Source organism: Amycolatopsis tolypomycina, assembly GCF_900105945.1.
Taxonomy (GTDB): domain Bacteria; phylum Actinomycetota; class Actinomycetes; order Mycobacteriales; family Pseudonocardiaceae; genus Amycolatopsis; species Amycolatopsis tolypomycina.
The window spans coordinates 3,418,385-3,436,474 of sequence record NZ_FNSO01000004.1 but is presented as its reverse complement, the minus strand read 5'-3'; the positions used below and the strand labels follow the sequence as shown (position 1 = coordinate 3,436,474).

At 74.7% G+C, this 18,090-nt stretch carries 11 protein-coding genes; 2 read left to right on the top strand and 9 right to left on the bottom strand.

Annotated elements, in window-relative coordinates:
* Positions 1-17: 17 nt before the first annotated feature.
* The 9 genes from BLW76_RS25750 to BLW76_RS48720 form a co-directional block, all read right to left on the bottom strand.
* Positions 18-923: a DUF3592 domain-containing protein gene (locus BLW76_RS25750; RefSeq protein WP_091311757.1), complete on the bottom strand. Its 906-nt coding sequence runs from the start codon at positions 921-923 to the stop codon at positions 18-20.
* 18 nt (positions 924-941) lie between these two features.
* On the bottom strand, positions 942-1,757 hold the full coding sequence (locus BLW76_RS25745; protein ID WP_091311754.1) for a DUF3592 domain-containing protein: 816 nt from the start codon (positions 1,755-1,757) through the stop codon (positions 942-944).
* A gap of 7 nt (positions 1,758-1,764) precedes the next feature.
* A complete protein-coding gene (locus tag BLW76_RS25740) occupies positions 1,765-2,292 on the bottom strand; it encodes a DUF3592 domain-containing protein (RefSeq protein WP_091311753.1) in 528 nt (175 codons plus the stop codon).
* 50 nt (positions 2,293-2,342) lie between these two features.
* Positions 2,343-5,363: a hypothetical protein gene (locus tag BLW76_RS25735; RefSeq protein ID WP_091311750.1), complete on the bottom strand. Its 3,021-nt coding sequence runs from the start codon at positions 5,361-5,363 to the stop codon at positions 2,343-2,345.
* A 1-nt stretch (position 5,364) separates the two neighbouring features.
* Positions 5,365-6,375, bottom strand: coding sequence for a hypothetical protein (locus BLW76_RS25730; RefSeq protein ID WP_091311749.1), 1,011 nt, complete (start codon positions 6,373-6,375; stop codon positions 5,365-5,367).
* Complete coding sequence (locus tag BLW76_RS25725) at positions 6,372-7,679, bottom strand: hypothetical protein (RefSeq protein ID WP_091319867.1); 1,308 nt, start codon at positions 7,677-7,679, stop codon at positions 6,372-6,374. The genes BLW76_RS25730 and BLW76_RS25725 overlap by 4 nt, the downstream gene beginning before the upstream one ends.
* Before the next feature lie 62 nt (positions 7,680-7,741).
* Positions 7,742-9,178: an MFS transporter gene (locus BLW76_RS25720; protein ID WP_244170310.1), complete on the bottom strand. Its 1,437-nt coding sequence runs from the start codon at positions 9,176-9,178 to the stop codon at positions 7,742-7,744.
* Positions 9,175-9,759, bottom strand: a complete 585-nt coding sequence (locus tag BLW76_RS25715; RefSeq protein WP_244170309.1) for a TetR/AcrR family transcriptional regulator — start codon at positions 9,757-9,759, stop codon at positions 9,175-9,177. The genes BLW76_RS25720 and BLW76_RS25715 overlap by 4 nt, the downstream gene beginning before the upstream one ends.
* 496 nt (positions 9,760-10,255) lie before the next feature.
* On the bottom strand, positions 10,256-10,504 hold the full coding sequence (locus tag BLW76_RS48720) for a hypothetical protein (protein WP_167384566.1): 249 nt from the start codon (positions 10,502-10,504) through the stop codon (positions 10,256-10,258).
* Between BLW76_RS48720 and BLW76_RS25710 the strand changes: the two genes are divergently transcribed.
* Complete coding sequence (locus BLW76_RS25710) at positions 10,503-11,786, top strand: cytochrome P450 (RefSeq protein ID WP_208613380.1); 1,284 nt, start codon at positions 10,503-10,505, stop codon at positions 11,784-11,786. The genes BLW76_RS48720 and BLW76_RS25710 overlap by 2 nt on opposite strands.
* Positions 11,779-18,057: a type I polyketide synthase gene (locus BLW76_RS25705; RefSeq protein WP_091311746.1), complete on the top strand. Its 6,279-nt coding sequence runs from the start codon at positions 11,779-11,781 to the stop codon at positions 18,055-18,057. Before BLW76_RS25710 ends, BLW76_RS25705 begins: the two co-directional genes overlap by 8 nt.
* The last annotated feature ends 33 nt before the right edge of the window (positions 18,058-18,090 follow it).

Sequence of the window (18,090 nt, the reverse complement as noted above, 5' to 3'; positions counted from 1 at the left end):
CTCGAGCATTGAGCTGGTCACCCCGGCGGCAGCACGAGGGACGCGCTGCCGCCGGGGCCGGTGACGGTGAGGCGGACCGTGGTGACGTCCGCCCTGGTGACCGTGATCTGCCAGCTCCGTGGCCACCCGACGTCGAGGACGCTCGTCGCCTGCTCTGCGAGCTCGGGGATCCGGTCGAGCGGGACCTGGGCGGTTGCCGCCAGCAGCTCGATGGTGCGGCGCAGTTCCGCCGCGTCCGGGAACTCCTGCCGCGGGCCGACGGTGATCGTGGTGGAACTCGAGGATGACGCCGGCGGCTGTTCGGCGGGCGGTGGTTGCGGGGTGAACAGCTCGACGCGGAACAGGCCGAGCACGATGGCCGCGCCCAGGAGCAGGCCGGTGCAGCCGGCCAGCGCGAACCCCCAGCCCTCCGGGGGCTGCTGGACCACGGGGGACTCGGGGGCGGGCCGGATGACGGCTTCGGCCGCGCGGTGCTGCCACTCCGGCGTCGGGTTCGGGACGATCGTGGCTCGCCACGGGCGGTCCGGCGGGTAGGCGACCACGAGGACGTCACCGGGGCGATAACGCGGGAGGTCGACCAGGTTCACGTCGGAGGTCATCCGGCTGCGGAACGGCGGCTCGCCGCCAGGGGCGATCGTGAGCTCGAAGTCGACCGGGACGTCGCCCGTCTCCGTGCCGCCCGCGCGCAGGCTCTCGATCCGCGCCAGCGCCAGGCGGGGAACGACCGCCGCCTCGCGGGTGCGGCGGGGGATGCCCGCGACGAAGACCAGGAAGCCGTAGCCGATCGGCAGGCCCACGCCGAAGAGGATCAGCGGGGCCTTCTCGAGCACGATGCCGGCGATGAACGCACTCAGTGTCGCCCCGGCGACGCCGCCGCCGAGGAAGCCGGCCAGCAGGGCGGCCGGACGGGCGGGACTGGACATATGAAAGCGCTCTCCGCTCTAGCAGGACGACCCGGCAGGCGCCGGTTCCACCAGGACCGTGCCGGGGTCGCGGGGGTCGTAGCGGACCTGCACCGCCGAACCGCGGGCCGGGGCCTGGAACAGGGACGTGACCATGGTCGTCACGACCGTGCGCTCCCCCGCCTCCGTCGGAAACCGGACGTGGACGACGAACCGCGGGTGGCCCATGACCCAGACGTCGGTGAACTCGACGTGCGTGACGAAGCCGGTCACCTGGCGGCCGCGGTGACGCAGCGCCTGCACGCGGTCGTCGGCCTCCGCCTCGGCGAGGAAGGCGCACACCAGCACCACGATCAGCACCAGGGCCACGAGGGCGGCCACCGCGGGCACGAGGTAGGGCTCGTAGTACACGACCCAGTCCACATCGGACCACGGCTCGGCCGCGCCGCCCGGGACCGGCAGCCGCTGCCCCACCGACTCCGGCGGCGTCCACGACGGGATCGCCAGGCCGCTGCCCAGCGCCACGCCCAGTGCCGTGGCCAGGGAGCTCGCCCGGAAGCCGACGCCCATCCGCCGCAGGGAGATCCCGGCCGCCCACAGCATCGCGAAGCCGAGCGACGACGCCACCGTGACGGCGACGGTGAAGAACAGCACCAGCGACACCGCCGGGCCCGCGTCGGCCCCCCACGCGCCGACGCGGTTCAGCGACATCAACCGGAAGCCGTCCAGCAGCCCGAGTGCCCCGGACCAGCCCGTCGCCGCCCACGCGAGCGTCGTGGGCACCCCGAGCAGCCACAGCCGGAGTCCCGGCCCGCGGTCCGGCCGCGGGTCTTCCGGCAGGGCGAAGGCGAACACCGCCGCCCTAGCCGATCGGGCCGAACACGGCGACCTTCGCCGGGTCGGCCGGGTCGACGCGGGCCTCGTGCCGCGTGCCGGGCGCGTACTGCTGGATCGTCGCCAGCGGCGTGATCAGCGGCGTCACCGTCCGGTAGGTCGTGCCGTCGGCGCGGGTGACCTCCAGCGTCGCGGTGTACCGGGCCTGCCCGGCGACCGTCCGGTGCGTCGGCTCCAGGCCCCGCACGACCAGGGTGGCCGGCTCGCCGGTGTCGTAGAGGCGGCGCAGTTCGGTGCCGTAGGCCTGCAGTTCCTGCTGCTGGCGCAGCTGCTCGTCGGCAGGCAGCGCCAGGAACGCCGCCATTTCCGGGTCGGCGTTCAGCATCCGGAACGCCTGCGCGGCCAGCTGCGGCGTCGGCAGCTGCGGGGTGATGTCGTACCCCTCGGCCGCGGCCTCCTGCCGGAACTGCTCCGCGTGCTGCCGGAACTCCTGCGCGCCGCGGGCCGCACCCCGGCGGCTCGCCTGGTCGACCCGGTCGCGGATCTTCTTGAACATCGGTCCCTGCCTTTCGCCGTGTGGGCACACAGCTTCGGCGGGACGCGCTGCTACCGAACCCGGGTTTGCCCGTCGTCGGAGGCATCGAGGCAGGTCAGGGCCGCCCAGAACGCCGGCGAGCAGGCCGGTTCGGGCCGTTCGCGCCACCGGGCGAGCCGGGTGCGCTGCCACCCGCACAGGTCACCGACCGGGTCGTCGCCGGCCAGAGCCGTGTCGACGGCGATCACCAGTTCGGCCATCGGGTCCGCGCCGGGCGCCGCCGCCGACGTCGGCAGCGCCCACACCGTCGCGGCCACCAGCCGCGCGCCGGCCGCGACGGCGGCGAGCAGCACGCCGAACGGCTCGGGCAGGCCGAAGTCGCTCGCGCTGGCGCAGCCGATCAGCGCCAGCCGCGCCGGCATCGAGCCCGGTCCGGACAACGCCAGGTCGGCCGCGGTGAAGGGCCGGTGCGCGCCGATCGGCTCGGCCGTTCCGGGCAGCTCCGCCGCGCAGGACAGGTGCAGCGCGGTCTGTGCGCCGTGGTCGTCGCGGACGCGGCTGACGTGCCCGACGTAGACCAGCCGGGAACACGGCTCGGCCGGCAGCCGGGCGAGCAGCCGCCGGTCGGTGTCGGTGCGGCGGACCAGGTCGAGCCCGCGCGCCGCGGCCGGCCGGACGGGACCGGCGGCGAGCCGCGCGTCCAGGTGCCGGATCAGCGGTGACTCCGGATCCTGCCTGCCCAGCACCGAGCCCAGCTCGCCGAAGGCGCTCTGGCCCGGGATCCGCGGATCCAGCACGTACACCGGTGGCCCGGCCGCCGCGGGTGGCCGGCGCGGGATCCCGACCGGCGCCAGCAGCGACACGTCGGCGACGTCGAGAACCCGGTCGTCGCCGTCGAAACAGCTGCCCTCCTCGCCCGGCTCGAGCGCGCGGTCCGGCCGCCGGTCGGGCAGGGCGAGCAGTCCCCACGGCACCGCGGCGAGGCTCGGCGACGGCTGCACGCGCAGCACCGGCCGTCGTCCGCCGTCGGCCGCCGCCCGCAGCCGCGCGACGAGGTCGGCCGGCAGGAGGTTGAGGGCGAGGATGCGCGCCAGCCGCTGTTCGCCGTCGAAGCTGCCGAAGGCGTCGTCACCGAGCGAGCGCCGCACGGCGTCGGCGACGCTCTCGCCTTCCCGCGGGGTCGGCGACGCCGCTGCCAGCAGCTCCCGGGCCGTCGCGACCAGCGCGGCGTCGACCGGGTGCGTGTGGACGGTGTCGAGGTCGCCGGTCGTCCGCCAGCTGAGGTAGGTGTGGCCGGCGTCGGCGTAGCGCAGGAGGAACGTCTCGGTTCCGGTGGCCGGCCAGGTCGCGACGGGATCGGTGGCCGGCCGGGTCAGGCCGTACCGCGCGGCGGCGACGTCGAGCCAGCGCTCGAGCCGCATCGGCGCGGCCGGCGACCACCGCAGCGCGGGCGGCGGGGCCAGGCGCAGCGGGAGAGCCGCCGTGACCGTGCCCAATGCCGCCAGGGGCAGTCCGGCGGCGGGCGGGGCCGGTTCCGGGGCGGGCAGCGTGCCGGTGAGGTCGAGGGCCGGCGCCTCGGCTCCGGTGTACGCCCCGACCGCGCAGGTGCGCTCGATCAGTTCGGCGGCCAGCCTCGGTTCCCGCAGCCGGGCCAGCAGCACCATCAGCAGCTCGGTCGCCGGGCCGGCGACGTCGCGCGCCCACGCCGTGCGTGCCCGCGGGGACGCGAACTCGAACCGGTAGTCCGCCGCCGCCAGTGCCACCGGGAGCAGCAGGTCCAGCACCGCCGGCAGGTCGTCCCCGCGGGCGAAGCCGATCCCGGCCGCCGCGAAGTCGGTGTGCAGGCGCTGCAGCCAGTCCCCTGACGCCCGCGCCGATTCCCGCGCGCGGTGCACGTGTTCCTCCGCGGCCGCCCAGTCCTCCTCCGCGGCGGCGCAGCGGGCGAGTGCGACGTCCAGCCGTCGCAGGGCCGGCGTGTCCCCGTTCGACTTCCAGATCTCGCCCGCGTGCGCGAACTGCTCACGCGCCTGCCGCGCGTCACCGGCGATCAGCAGCAGGGCCCCCAGCGCGTGGCTCGCCTCCGCCACGTCACCGGTCGCGCCGGCCGCGGTGAGCTCGTCGCGGGCGGCGACGAGCGCGGCCACCGCACCGGGGAAGTCGCCGCCCAGCGCGCGGTCCGCGGCGAGGTCGACGGCGAACTTCGCGGCCGCCGGCCTGCCCTCGTGCTGCGCGGAGAGCCGGACCAGGTCCGCCCGCGCGTCGGCGTCCTCGCCACCGGCCCGGCGGAGGCGGGCGCGTTCGGCGCGTGCCATCGCCCGCAGCGACGCCACCTGGTCGCGGACCTCGTCGATGTCCGCGATGGCGGCCAGTGCCACGAGGATCTCCTCGAGTGCGGCCAGCGCGCCGGCCGGGTCCCCGGCGGCGGCCTGCACGCGTGCCTCGAGAATGCGCAGCGTCAGCTCGTCGGCGCCGTGCGGGTCGAGCAGCCCGCGCGGGTACTGCCCCGGCTCGGCCGCCTTGCGCAGCGCCGCCCGGTGCCGCTGTCCCGCGATCAGTTCGGCGGCCTTGGCGACGTCGCCCTCCTCGGTGGCCAGCGAGATCAGCACGCGGTCGGCGACCTCGCGAGAACCCTCCAGCATCCGGATTTCCGCGTACTGTCCGAAGTGGACAACACCGGTGACGCTGGTCCGGAACGCGCTCAGGACCGCCTCCGCGCACTGGCGCGCGTTGTGCAGGTCGCCGGCGGAATAGCAGACCGTGGCCAGGTCGCTGACGGCGGCGAGTTCGAGATCGGTCCGGTCGAGCCGGTGGGCGAGCTGCCGCAGCCTGCCGTACTCCCGGTGCGCACCGGTGACGTCCCTGGCCGCGGCGAGCTGCTTGGCCGCCCGCTGGATCTCCAGGGCCTGCTCGAACAGCTCCGCGTACTCGGCTTCGGTGAGCGAGCACGCGGGCAGCACACCGTAGGGCTGCGGGTCCAGTCCGAAGTGGACGGCGACGCACCGGCAGTTGTAGCCGTGCGAGGTCGCCCCGGCCAGTTCGGCGGGCAGTGGCCGGTCGGGCGGGTTCAGCGGCGGCGGCATCCCGGCGAGCACGTCAGAACTCCGCCGCGCCCGCCGCGCGCTCGGCCAGCGTCCGCGCCACCGGTGCCAGGGCCTCGCGCGCCCGCACGAGCGACACGACTTCGGCCCGGTCCGCCGGCGTCGTTTCGGCGAGGCTCTCGGCCGTCACGCCCACCACCAGCCCGAGGTGGCCGGTGGGGACGGCGGCCAGGTCGACGGCGCCGGTGAACCGGCCGGGGCCGAGCCGCAGGGGAACCTCCGCGAACACCGCCCCGTCGTCGGTCGCGAACGCGGTCAGGGCCGCGTCCGCGAACGCGCCGTCGACCTCGACCTCGAGCCGGGTGGCCGCCGGGGCGGCGACGATCCGCCAGGTCACCGTGTCCTCCGCGGCGTCGAGGACGCCCGGGGGCACCCGCGCCCAGTCGACGCTCGCCCGGCCCCCGGTCACGACCCCCTCGCCCGTCGCCTGCGGGCCGGCCCCCGCGGCCAGGGCGTAGGCCCGACGGCCCGGGGCCGAAGCCGCCGCCAGCGCGGCCGCGGCTTCGGCGCGCACGACGTCGTCCCGGTCGTCGAACCACGCCGACAACCGCAGGCACAGGTCGCGCACCTCCTCGGGGACCGCCGTCGCGGCGATCCCGTCCGCGGCGGCGTCGAACAGTTCGCCCGGCGTGGCTTCGAAGCCGTCGAGCATGCCCTCGGCCAGGTCGTCGACCGCCGCCGTGGCGACCGCGGCCTCGAGGTCCAGGAGCGCCGGGTCCAGCGGCGGCACCCCGAGCACCGGGCTCGCCGGCCACCACCGGCGGGCCCACAGCAGCAGCGCGAGGGTGGCCGGTTCCGGCCGGGCGGGCACGTCCACGTGCCCGGCTTCGAGCGCCGCCGGCGCGTGGTCGGCGCCGACGAGCCGCGTCAGCCACGGTTCCGCGGCCGTCGCGTCGGTGAGTTCGATCCGCATCGACGCCGGAGTGCCGGCGAGCAGCTCGGCCAGTCCGAAGTGGACGAGCCCGCCGTCCGCCGCGACGACGGGGGTGTGCACCGGGTGCGTCACGACACGGCCTCCAGGTCCGGCAGCCGGGCCACGAGCGCTCGGCGGACCTTCGTCCGCAGGTCCAGGGAGGTCGAGCGGACCACGCCGGTGACGAGGTCCCGGACATCGGCGGCGTCGGACGGCAGGTCGCCGCGGACGTCGAAGCCGTGCAGCCGGATCCACAGCCTGCCGAGGAACTGCCGGGCGAACTCCCGCAGCTCGCGCACGAGTTCGGCGTCGGGCCGCGGGGTGAGCGGCGTGGTGCCGGCCAGCGCCCGGCGGGCGTGCAGCACGTAGCCTTCGCGCGCGACCCTGGCGTTGAGCTGCCGCGCGAACCCGGGGGCGTTGCCGGGCGCACTGCCCTCGAGCGGCCGGAGGGCGGGTGCGAGGACGACGCCGAGCGCGAAGCACGTGGCCAGCACGGGCAGGCCGAGCCCGAACCCGGCGGCGACGCGGGCGAGCTCGTCGCCGACGAGCCCGGCGACGGACCCCCGTTCGTCGGCGGGCAGCCGGCGCAGGGTGGCGCGCACCCGCCGTTCGACACTGCGTTCGAGGAGTTCGGGGCCGGTTTCGTCGTGACGGCGCAGCGGCGGGACGGCGGTGCGGTCCCCGCGCTGCAGGCCGAGGTCGCCGAGGCCGGGGACGGCCTCGGCGAGTGCGCCGGTTCCGCCGGGACGGCGCAAGGCGAGCCCGAAGGCGTGCCCGGCGCCGGACTCCGCCAGCGCCCGCCACGTGGCGTCGGCGAGGTCCTCGGCGAACGCGCCGAGCAACGCCACGGCGGCAGCCGGCTCGGGACCGGTGTCCGCCCCGGCGTGCCAGCGACGGTCGAGCTCCGCGGTCAGGTCCGCGGTGACCCGCGGATCGTTCAGGTAGGCGGCCAGCCGGGCGACCCCGGCTTCCGCGGCTTCGCCGTGCAGCTCGCGCAACGCCGACGCGGCCGCCTCCGGCGCGTCCGGCCCCGGCATGCCGAAGCTCGTGGCCAGCTCGTACGCCAGGGGGAAGCAGACGTCCTGGACGTCGCCCGCGGTGATCCGCAGGGCCCGGCGCTGCCGCTTGAGGTGCGGGAACCACGCGGCTGTTGCCCGGAGCCGGGCCGCGTCGGCCAGCAGGAGCCGGGTCAGCTCCGCGGCGTCGGCGGGCTCCAGCAGCGGGCGGCCCAGCCGTGGCCGCGTCGAGGTGCGCACCACGAGCGGGTCGATGATCTTCTTGACGGTGCGGGTCAGCGGGCCGCCGTCGCCGGAGGAGAGCACCTCGACGCCGGAGATCCGCGCCCACGCCGCCGCGAGGACGGTGGAGCGCAGCCGGGGCTTGCTCGTTCCCGTCACCGCCACCCCCTCGCTCCCACCGCACCCTACCGACGACGGCCGAGCCCGGGACGCTTACGCCGTCACGACCGGGACACCTTGCCGCGGGCGGTGTTGATCCCGATCGCCAGCACGATGGTGACCACTGCCAGGGCGCCGGCGGTCCAGGCGGCGGTGGTGTAGCCGGAGTCGGCCGGGGCGAAGCTGCCCGCCGGGGTGTGCGCGGCCAGGATCAGGCCGCTGACCGCGCTGCCGAGGGAGAAGCCGACCGAGCGCACGACCTGGTTGACGCTCATCGCCGCGGCGGTCTCCTCGGCGGGCGTGACCGCCAGGATCGCCTGCGGCATCACGGCGGAGAAGCCGCCGACGCCGAAGCCCAGCACGCCCATGACCACGACCGGCCACGCCACCCCCAGCCCGCGAACGCCGGCGAACAGGACGCACGCGAGGACGATCACGACACCGTTGGCGGTCAGCAGGCCGAACGGGCCGACCTTCTCCCGCACCTTCGGCACCACGCGGCCCGCGACGAAACCCAGCGCCGAGAACGGGACCAGCACCAGGCCCGCTTCGACCTCGGTGAGCCCGTAGCCGTAACCGACCTGCGAAGGGGTCTGCACGAACCGGGTGATCAGGGTGAAGAGCAGGTACATGGCGGTGCCGGAGACGAACATGACCACGTTGGCGCCCGCGACCGCGGGGTGCCGCAGCGCGATCAGGTCCACCAGCGGCCGCGTCACCTTCCGTTCGACGACGACCCACCCGGCCAGGACCACGACGCCGACGAGGAGGATCAGCACGACCAGCAGCGGGTTGCTCGACCACCAGCTTGACTGGCTGGTCACCAGGAGCACCGCCACCAGCCCGGCGGAGAGCAGGGCCGCGCCGAACCAGTCGACCGGTTCGGCCGCGGACGGCGCGGCGGTGTCGCGCGGGATGGCGAGCACGGCGGTGACCAGCGCGGCCACCGCGACCACCACGCCGAGCAGGTAGGCCACGCGCACCCCGCCGAGCTGGGTGAGCAGGCTGGCGATCGGGTAGCCGACGCCGATGCCGATGGTGGACGCCACCGACAGCATCGCGATCGTGCTCACCGCGCGCTCGCCGAGGTGCTGCCGGGCGGTGGCCATCATCAGCGCGGTCAGGCCCAGCCCGACCCCCTGCGCGGCGCGGCCGGCCAGCAGCACCGCGAAGGGCGCCGGCACCACGGTGGCCACGCTGCCCACCGCCACGACGGCCAGGGTGGCCAGCACGACCTTCCGCCGCCGGTGGGCGCTGCCCAGCCTGCCGAGCAGCGGCGTGGCCACGGCGCCGGTCAGCAGCGTGATGGTCAACGTCCACTGCGCGGTGGACAGCGACACGTCGTAGTCCTTGGCCACGGCCGTGATCAGCGGCGCACCCAGGCTCCCGATCGCCGCGACCACCAGGGCGATGAACACCAGCGCCGCCACCAGTGTGGTGTCGCCGCGGCCGGCAGCCGCCGCGTGGCCGGTCTCCGGCGCCGGGGAAGCAGCACTCACTGGTTGTTCTCCTCGGTCAGGTGGTCGAACAGTCCCGCGTGGATCCGCGTGCGGAGGCCGCGGGCCCACTCCGCGTCGACGTCGTCGATGTCCAGCGCGGCGGCGACGTTGAGCAACATCCCGTAGGCGACGAAGCTCTTCACCGCCACCGGCGGCAGGCCGGTGTGCCCGGCGGCCGCCGCCCACATCCCGGCCATCTGCTCGCGCACGACCTCGCGGACCTCGCGGTCACCGCAGGCGGCGAAGGCCTGCAGCTGCACCAGCAGCCCGGTGCGGTCGGCCAGTGCGCGGTCGTAGAACCGGCCCATGACCGCGACCGAGTCGACCCCGGAGGTGTCGACGGCGGCGCGGTCCATCCCGTCGACGAGCCGGGTGAACGCACGCTGCACCACTTGCAGGAACAGGGCTTTCTTGGTGCCGAACAAGCGGAACACGTAGGCCTGCGAGATCCCCGCCCGGCGGGCGAGCTCCTCCATCGAGGCGCCGTGCAGCCCGGCCGCGGCGAACTCCTCGGCCGCCAGCTCCAGCAACTGCTCGCGTCGCTGCTGGGCGGACATGCGCTCGGCGGCACCGGTCTTCATGGCGGCAAGGCTAGCAGGAAGTAGTTACTAACCACTAACTAGCGGGGGTGTCCCCCGTCACCCCGGCCGCCGTGACCGAGGTCGGGCACGGCGTTTTCCGGATCACGGCTTTCGCGAGATCCGCGTTTCCGCGGCAATCGGACTTGCCGGGTACCGGAATTGCCGAACGAGACCATTGCCGGACGACAATTGATGGCACGCACCGACTGCGCGACTGGACCGAGGCACCGGAGCGGCGTGCTCCGAATGGAGCAACACCGGTGGATCACCACCGGTCCCATATGACCCGAATCACTAAAATTCCCCGAGAAACCGCCAATCGAGGGAACAAAATCCGGACAATCTCTCACGAACTCCCCCAGTAGCCGGGTTTCCACCCACGGTTGAGACTGTCGAATCCGGTCCGGTCGATCATCGACGTCGCGCGTTTTGTTGACGCGGCTCGACGCGGCCAAGTATGAATTTGGCAGCGATGGGGCGTCCCGGTTCTCACCGATCACGAGATGGGTTCGAGTGCATTGAGCGCGCCCTTTTCCGGGTGAACCATCGCCTTTCCGTGACGCTTCACAATCGCGCCTGGGGTGGCGCCGGATTCGGTGGGGAAGCGAATGAGCGACGACTCGGCTGCGCAGCAGACACCAGCGTGCCCGTTCAGCGGGACGGAACCAGGACCGGAACCACCAGCCCGGACGGTGCCGGTGGCACCCGGCCGGCTGCCCATGATCGGCCACATCTGGCCGCTCATGCGCAACCCCTTCGACTTCTTCGCCGACCTGCGTGCCCGCGGCGACGTGGTGCAGCTCTACATCGGCAAGCGGCCGATCTACTTCCTCACCACCGCGCGCCTCGCGCACCAGGTGCTGGTGAAGGAGGCCCGCTCGTTCGGCAAGGGAATGGTGTGGGAGGCCGTGCACCCGTTGAGCGGCAACGGTTTGCTGGCCTCCGACCGCGCGCTGCACCGCCGCCAGCGACGCCTGATCCAGCCGCTGTTCCACCGGCAGATGATCGCCTCCTACGCGCAGATCATGACCGCCGAGTCACAGGCGCTGGCCGAATCCTGGCAGCCGGGGCAGCAGGTCGTCGTGCAGCAGGCCATGATCGAGCTGACGCTGACCACCATCGTGCGGTCGATGTTCTCCGGCAGCCTGCCCGGTGACGTCGTGCGGGAGATCATCCGCTCGCTGCCGATCTTCACCTACGGCATGGTCGCCCGCACCGTGCTGCCCGCCTGGCTGTGCAAGGTCACCGGGTTCGACCGGCGCTTCCTCGACGCCGCGAACCGGCTGCGCGCCGCCGTCGACCACGTGGTGCGCACCGACAAGAGCGCCGACGGGACCGACCTGCTTTCGCACCTGCGCGCCGCCCGCGACCCGGACACCGGCGAGGCGATGGGCGACGACCTCATCCGCGACGAGCTGGTGTCGATCATGATGGCGGGCACCGAGACCACGGCCGCCACCCTCACCTGGGCGTTCCACGAGCTGTCCCGGCACCCCGAGGTCGAGGCGAAGCTGCGCGCCGAACTGCGGGACGTGCTCGGCGGGCGCCCCGCGGAGTACGCCGACATCGAGCAGCTGACCTACACCCGCGCCGTGGTGAACGAGGTCCTGCGCCGGTACTCGCTGCTGATGCTCTTCCGCCGCGCGGAGGAACCGGTGGTGGTCGACGGCATTCCGCTGGCCGCGGGCGCGGACGTCATGTTCAGCCAGATCGACCTGCACCGGGACGGCGCGGCGTTCCCCGATCCGGACCGGTTCCACCCCGGACGCTGGCTCGTCGACCGCGAGGACCTCCCGCACCGCACTGCCTTCCTCCCGTTCGGCGAGGGCAACCGCCGCTGCATCGGCGAGCCCTACGCCCAGGCCAAGGCGGTCATCGCGCTGGCGACCATCCTCGGCCGCTGGCGGCTGGTCCCGGCACCCGGCCACACCGTGCGCCGGGTCGCCGCGGCGATGCCGCGCCCGAACAGCCTGCCCATGATCGTCACCCCGATCGACACCGATGGGAGCGAGCCGGCCCATGCCTGACACCACCACCAAAACCGACCAGAGGCGGGGCGCCGCCGTCGAGCCGATCGCGATCGTGGGCATCGGGTGCCGGTTCGCCGGCGGGATCGACTCCCCCGCCGGGCTCTGGAGCCTGCTCGAGCGCGGCGGCAACGCCGTCCGCGAGGTCCCGCCGGAGCGCTGGGCCGCGGACGAGGTCTACGACCCGCAACCCGGCGTGCCCGGCCGCACCGTGTCCCGCTGGGGCGGGTTCCTCGACGACATCGGCGGCTTCGACACCGCCGCCTTCGGCATCACCGAGTACGAAGCCGAGGCGATGGACCCGCAGCACCGGATGCTGACCCAGGTGGCCTGGGAGGCGCTGGAGCACGCGGGCATCGCGCCCGGTTCGCTCAAGGGGTCGCAGACCGGTGTCTTCTTCGGCCTCGCGCACCACGACTACCTGCTGCGGACGTTCGACGACTCGCTCGTGGACAACCCGTACGTGATGACCGGCAACGCGCACTCCGTCGGCGCGGGCCGGGTGTCCTACCTGCTCGGGCTGCACGGGCCCGCCGTGGCCGTGGACACCGCCTGCTCCTCGGGCCTGTTGTCGGTGCACCTCGGCTGCCAGAGCCTGCGTGCCGGGGAGTCCGACCTGGCTCTCGCCGGCGCGGCGATGCTGCAGCTGGGCCCGGAGGTCGGCGTCCTGTTCTCGCAGTGGTCGATGCTCTCGCCCCACGGCCGGTGCGCCGCGTTCGACGCCGCGGCCGACGGGTTCGTCCGCAGCGAGGGGTGCGCGGTCGTCGCGCTGCAGCGGCTCGACGACGCACTGCGCGACGGCAACCGGGTCCTCGCCGTCATCCGCGGCTCGGCGGCCAACGCCGACGGCCGCTCCGACAACATCGTCGTCCCCTCCGCGACCGCGCAGGAAGCCGTGCAGCGCAGCGCCCTGCGCGCCGCCGCCGTCGACCCGTCCGCGGTCGAACTGGTCGAGGCGCACGGGCCCGGCACGCCCACCGGCGACCCGGTGGAGTTCCGCGCGCTGTCCGCCGTGTACGGCGCGGGCGACAAGCCGTGCGCGCTGGGCTCGGTCAAGACCAACATCGGGCACACCGAGTCGGTGTCCGGCGTGGCCGGGCTCATCAAGGCCGTGATGTCGTTGCGGCACAGGAAGATTCCGGGCAATCTGCACTTCACCGAATGGAACCCGGACATCTCCCCGGACGGGACGCGGTTGTACGTCCCCACCGAGCTGCGCGAGTGGCACGCGAACGGCTCGCCGCGGCTGGCGTCGGTCTCCTCCTACGGGTTCAGCGGCACCAACGTCCACGTCGTCCTCGAAGAAGCCCCGGACACCGCGGTTCCGGTCGTGCTCCCCGCCCCGGCGGAGAAAGCGTTTCCCGTCCTCCTGTCCGGAAGCACCCCGCAGGCCTTGGCGGAAACCGCGGGTCGCGTGGCGCAGTGGCTGTCGGACGCGGGCCGGTCGGTGCCGCTGGCCGACATCGGCCGGACCCTCGCCCGCGGCCGGGAGCACCGGGCGGAGCGGCTCGTCGCCCTGGCGTCGTCGCACGGCGAGCTGGCCGGGCAGCTGACCGCGGCCGCGGCGGCGCGGCCCGCGCCGGGCCTGGTGTCCGGCACGGTCGGCAGCCACAGCGGGGCGCCGGTGTGGGTGTTCTCCGGCCAGGGCTCGCAGTGGGCGGGCATGGGCCGGGTGCTGCTGGAGACCGAGCCCGCGTTCGGCGCGATGATCGACGAGCTGGAGCCGCTGATCGCCCGCGAGGCCGGGTTCTCCGTGCGTGCCGAGCTGGTGGCCGACGAGACCGTCACCGGCATCGAGAAGGTCCAGCCGACGATCTTCGCCGTGCAGGTCGCCCTCGCGGCCGCCTGGCGGTCGCGCGGGGTCGAGCCCGCCGCGGTGATCGGGCACTCGCTCGGCGAGACCGCCGCGTCGGTGGTCGCGGGCGCCCTGGCCCCCGACGACGGGGTGAAGGTGATCTGCCGCCGGTCCCGGCTGATCACCCGGATCGCGGGCGGCGGCGCCATGGCCACCATCGAGCTGCCGCACCAGGAAGTCGCGGCCGAGCTGGCCGCCGCGGGCATCGAGGACGTCACCGTCGCGGTGATCGCCTCCGCCGGATCCACGGTCGTGGCGGGCAACCCCGCCCGGGTCGACGAACTGGTGGCCGGCTGGGAGGCCCGCGACCTGCACGCCCGCCGGATCGCGGTGGACTACGCCTCACACTCCCCGCACGTCGACCCGATCCTCGACGAGCTGGCCGAGCGGCTGGAGGACCTCGCCCCGGCCGCGGCGACCGTGCCGGTCTACGGCACCGTGCTGGACGACCCGAAGAAGCCCGCCGCGTTCGACGCCGGGTACTGGGTGCACAACCTGCGCCGTCCGGTCCGCTTCGCCGACGCGGTCACCGCCGCCGTGCTGGACGGGCACCGGATCTTCGTCGAGCTGTCCCCGCACCCGCTGCTGATCCACGCGATCACCGAAACGGCGAAGTCGATCGGCCGCGACGCGACGGCCGTGCCCACCCTGCGCCGCGACGGCGACCAGTCCACCGGCCTGCTGCCCCGGCTCGCCGACCTGCACTGCAGCGGTGTCCCGGTCGACTGGGCGCGCGCCTACCCGGCGGGCGACCTGGTCGACGTGCCGCTGCCGGCGTGGGCGGGCACCGACCTGGGCGTGCTGGCACTGCGGGTGCGGAAGCCCGGCGCGCGGGTCGACGCGCACCCGCTGCTCGGCGTGCACGTCCACCCGGTCGACGCCGGCGACGAGCACACCTGGCAGGCCACGATCAGCGGCCGCGACCTGCGCTACCTGGCCGACCACCAGGTCCACGACCAGCCGGTGCTGCCGGGCGCGGCCTACTGCGAAATGGGCCTCGCCGCGGCGAAGACCGTGTTCGGCGCCGGCCTCGACACGGTCGAAGTGGCCGACCTGACCATCCACGAGATGCTGCACCTCGACGAGCACACCGTCGTGTCCTCGCGGACGCGCCCCGCGGGCGACGGCGTCGTGCGGTTCGAGTCGCTGACCCGCCGCGACGGCGAGGACCCGACGCTGCTGGCCACCGGGACCCTGCGGGTGCGCACGGCGGCCGAGCCGGACCGGCTCGACGTCGCCGGGCTGCTCGCCGCCCACCCCGGGTCACTGTCCCCGCGGGCGGCCTACGCCAAGTTCCACGGGGCCGGTGTCCGGCACGGGGACGCGTTCGCCGCCCTGGTCGCGCTGCACCTGTCCGAGGAGCCGGGCGTCGGGCAGACCGTGCTGGCCGAGCTGGCCCTGCCCGCGGCGGTGCGCGGCGACCTCGGCTCCTACGGGATGCACCCGGTCCTGCTGGACGGCTGCCTGCAGACGCTGGCGGCGCACCCGGCGCTGATCCGCGACGCCTTCCCGGTGGGGGCCGGGGCGCTGCGCGTGCACCGCGACCCCCACCGCGCCCGCTACTGCCTGGCCCGGCTGCGCCGGCTCGACGAGCAGCTCGCCGTCGGCGATGTCGCGTTGCTCGACGAGGACGGCGCCGTGGTCGCCGAGGTCACCGGCATCCGCCTGGCCACCACCGACCGGCGGCTGGCCGAGCGCCTGCTCGCGGTCGGCTGGGACCGTGCCGACTTTCCGCAGCCCGCGGCCGCCGCCGGCCCGTGGCTGGTCCTGACCGAGCCGGCCGCGGCCCCGGAGCCGTTTGCCGCCGAGCTGACCTCGGCGCTGGGCGCCGGGACCACCCACCTGACGCTGGACGTCACGGCGGACGACCTGGAGGCGCACCTGGCCACGCAGGCGCCACAGGGGCTCGTCGTGGTGTGCCCGGCACCGACCGGCACCGCCGGCCACGACGCCGTGGAACGCGCGCAGCGGCGGGTGAAACGGCTGATCGGCCTGGTCCGGTCGCTGGTGGAGCGCACCGACGGACACCGGCCCCGGCTGTGGGTCCTCACCCGCGACGCCCAGCAGGTGGGCGCGGGCGACGGGCTGAACCTGGAGCAGACCGCCCTGCGCGGCCTGTGCCGGGTGATCGGTCACGAGCACCCGGAGCTGGCGATCTGCCACCTCGACACCGACGCCGCGACCGCGCCCCGGCGGGTGGCCGAGCTGCTCGGGGCGAACGGCGACGCCGACGAGGTGGCCCTGCGCGGCGGCGAGCTGTTCCTGGCCCGGCTCAAGGTCGCGCCGCTGCACGACGGTGACCGCCGGGTGCGCCCGATCCGCCACGGCCGGGACCGGTACGCACTGGCCGCCCGGCACGCCGGTGATCTCGGCAGCCTGGAGCTGGTCGCGGCCGAGCCGCGCGCGCTCGCGCCGGACGAGCTCGAGATCCGGGTCGAGGCCTTCGGCCTGAACTACGCGGACGTGCTCAACGCGATGGGCCTCTACAAGACCGTCGACGGCAGCCCGATGCCGTTCGGCTTCGACTGCGCGGGCACGGTCGTCGCCGTCGGTGCGGACGTCACCGCGTTCCGGGCCGGCGACCGGGTGGCGGCCATGCACCCCGGCGCGTTCCACGCGTTCGCGGTGGTGCCCGCCTGCAAGGCCAACCGGATCCCCGACGACGTCACGTTCGCGGCGGCCGCGGCCCGGCCCAGCGTGTTCGCCACCGCCTGGTACGGCCTGCACCGGCTGAGCGGGCTCGGCGCCGGCGAACGGGTGCTGATCCACTCGGCGACCGGTGGCGTCGGCCTCGCGGCCATCGCCGTGGCCCGCCACCTCGGCGCGGAGATCTACGCCACCGCGGGCACCGACGCGAAGCGGCAGTACCTGCGCGACCTGGGCATCGAGCACGTCTTCGACTCCCGCTCCACCGACTTCGCCGACCGGATCCGCGAGCTGACCGGCGGCGAAGGGGTGGACGTGGTGCTCAACTCGCTCACCGGCGCCGCCCAGCGCGCCGGCCTGGACCTGCTGCGCATCGGCGGCCGGTTCGTCGAACTGGGCAAGAAGGACATCTACGCCGACGCGCGCATCGGGCTCTTCCCGTTCCGCCGCAACATCTCCCTGCACAGCGTCGACCTCGGCGTGCTGCCCTACGAGCACCTCGGCGGGATCCTCCGCGAGGTCCACGAGCTGCTCGCCGCGGGCGCGCTCACCCCGGTTCCGCACACCACGTACCCGCTGGCCGAGGCCGCCTCCGCGTTCCGCACGCTCGCCTCGGGCGGCCACGTCGGCAAGCTCGTCCTCGCCGTCCCCCAGCACGGCGAGGGCGAAGCGGTCGTCCGGCCGGACGACGTCCCGGTGATCCGGGCGGACGGCGCGTACGTCGTCACCGGCGGCCTGGGCGGCCTCGGCCTGATCATCGCCCGGTGGTTCGCCGGGGAGGGCGCCGGCCGCGTCATCCTCAACGGCCGCTCGGCCCCCTCCACCGAGGCGCAGGCGACCATCGACGAGCTGCGCGCGGGCGGTGCCGACATCGAGGTGGTGCGCGGGGACATCGCCGCGGCGGGCACCGCCGGGGAACTGGTGCGCGCCGCCACCGCCACCGGCCTGCCCCTGCGCGGAGTCGTCCACGCCGCCGCGGTGGTCGACGACGCGGCGATCACCGGCGTGGACGACGCGCTGGTCGAGCGGGTGTGGGCGCCGAAGGTGCGGGGTGCGCTGCGCCTGCACGAAGCGTGCGCGGACAGCGAGCTGGACTGGTGGTTCGGGTTCTCCTCCGCCTCGGCACTGGTCGGCTTCGCCGGCCAAGCCTGCTACGCCTCGGCCAACGCCCTGCTGGACGGCCTCACCACCTGGCGGCGCGGACACGGGCTGCCCGCGCTGAGCGTCAACTGGGGCGCGTGGGCCGAGCACGGGCGCGGCACGATGTTCGCCGACCGCGGCAACGCCATGATCGACCCGGACGAAGGCGTGAAGGCCTGCGACGCGCTGCTGCGCCGCGACCGGGCCCGCGCGGGCTACCTGGCGATCCTGGACGCGGGCTGGCAGGCGATGTTCGCGGAGAAGATCCGCACCTCGCCGTTCTTCGCCGCCATCCCCGCCGACCGCGACGCCGATCAGGGCGGCGACACCGCCGGGTACCCCGTGCTGGCGGAGCTGCGGACCGCCGACCCGGCGGCCCGGCAGCGGTTCCTGGAGCAGCACCTCACCGCGCACGCGGCGGAAATCCTCCGGGTCGACGCCGCGGGCCTCGATCCGGACCGGTCGCTGACCGACCACGGCCTCGACTCCCTGATGGCACTGGAGCTGAGCACCCGGATCAACCGGGAGTTCGACATCCGGGTCACGCCCAAGCAGATGCGCCAGGACGCCAGCCCGTCGGCGCTGGCCGCGCACATCGTCGCCCGGCTCGACCTCGGGGCGGCGCAGTAGATGGCAACCGACCGACCGCGCACAGGGAGTCAC

Coding starts and splice junctions, on each gene's coding strand:
- BLW76_RS25750 (WP_091311757.1), bottom strand. CDS start 923: ATGTCCAGTCCCGCCCGTCCGGCCGCCCTGCTGGCCGGCTTCCTCGGC.
- BLW76_RS25740 (WP_091311753.1), bottom strand. CDS start 2,292: ATGTTCAAGAAGATCCGCGACCGGGTCGACCAGGCGAGCCGCCGGGGT.
- BLW76_RS25715 (WP_244170309.1), bottom strand. CDS start 9,759: ATGAAGACCGGTGCCGCCGAGCGCATGTCCGCCCAGCAGCGACGCGAG.
- BLW76_RS25710 (WP_208613380.1), top strand. CDS start 10,503: ATGCGCAACCCCTTCGACTTCTTCGCCGACCTGCGTGCCCGCGGCGAC.
- BLW76_RS48720 (WP_167384566.1), bottom strand. CDS start 10,504: ATGAGCGGCCAGATGTGGCCGATCATGGGCAGCCGGCCGGGTGCCACC.
- BLW76_RS25705 (WP_091311746.1), top strand. CDS start 11,779: ATGCCTGACACCACCACCAAAACCGACCAGAGGCGGGGCGCCGCCGTC.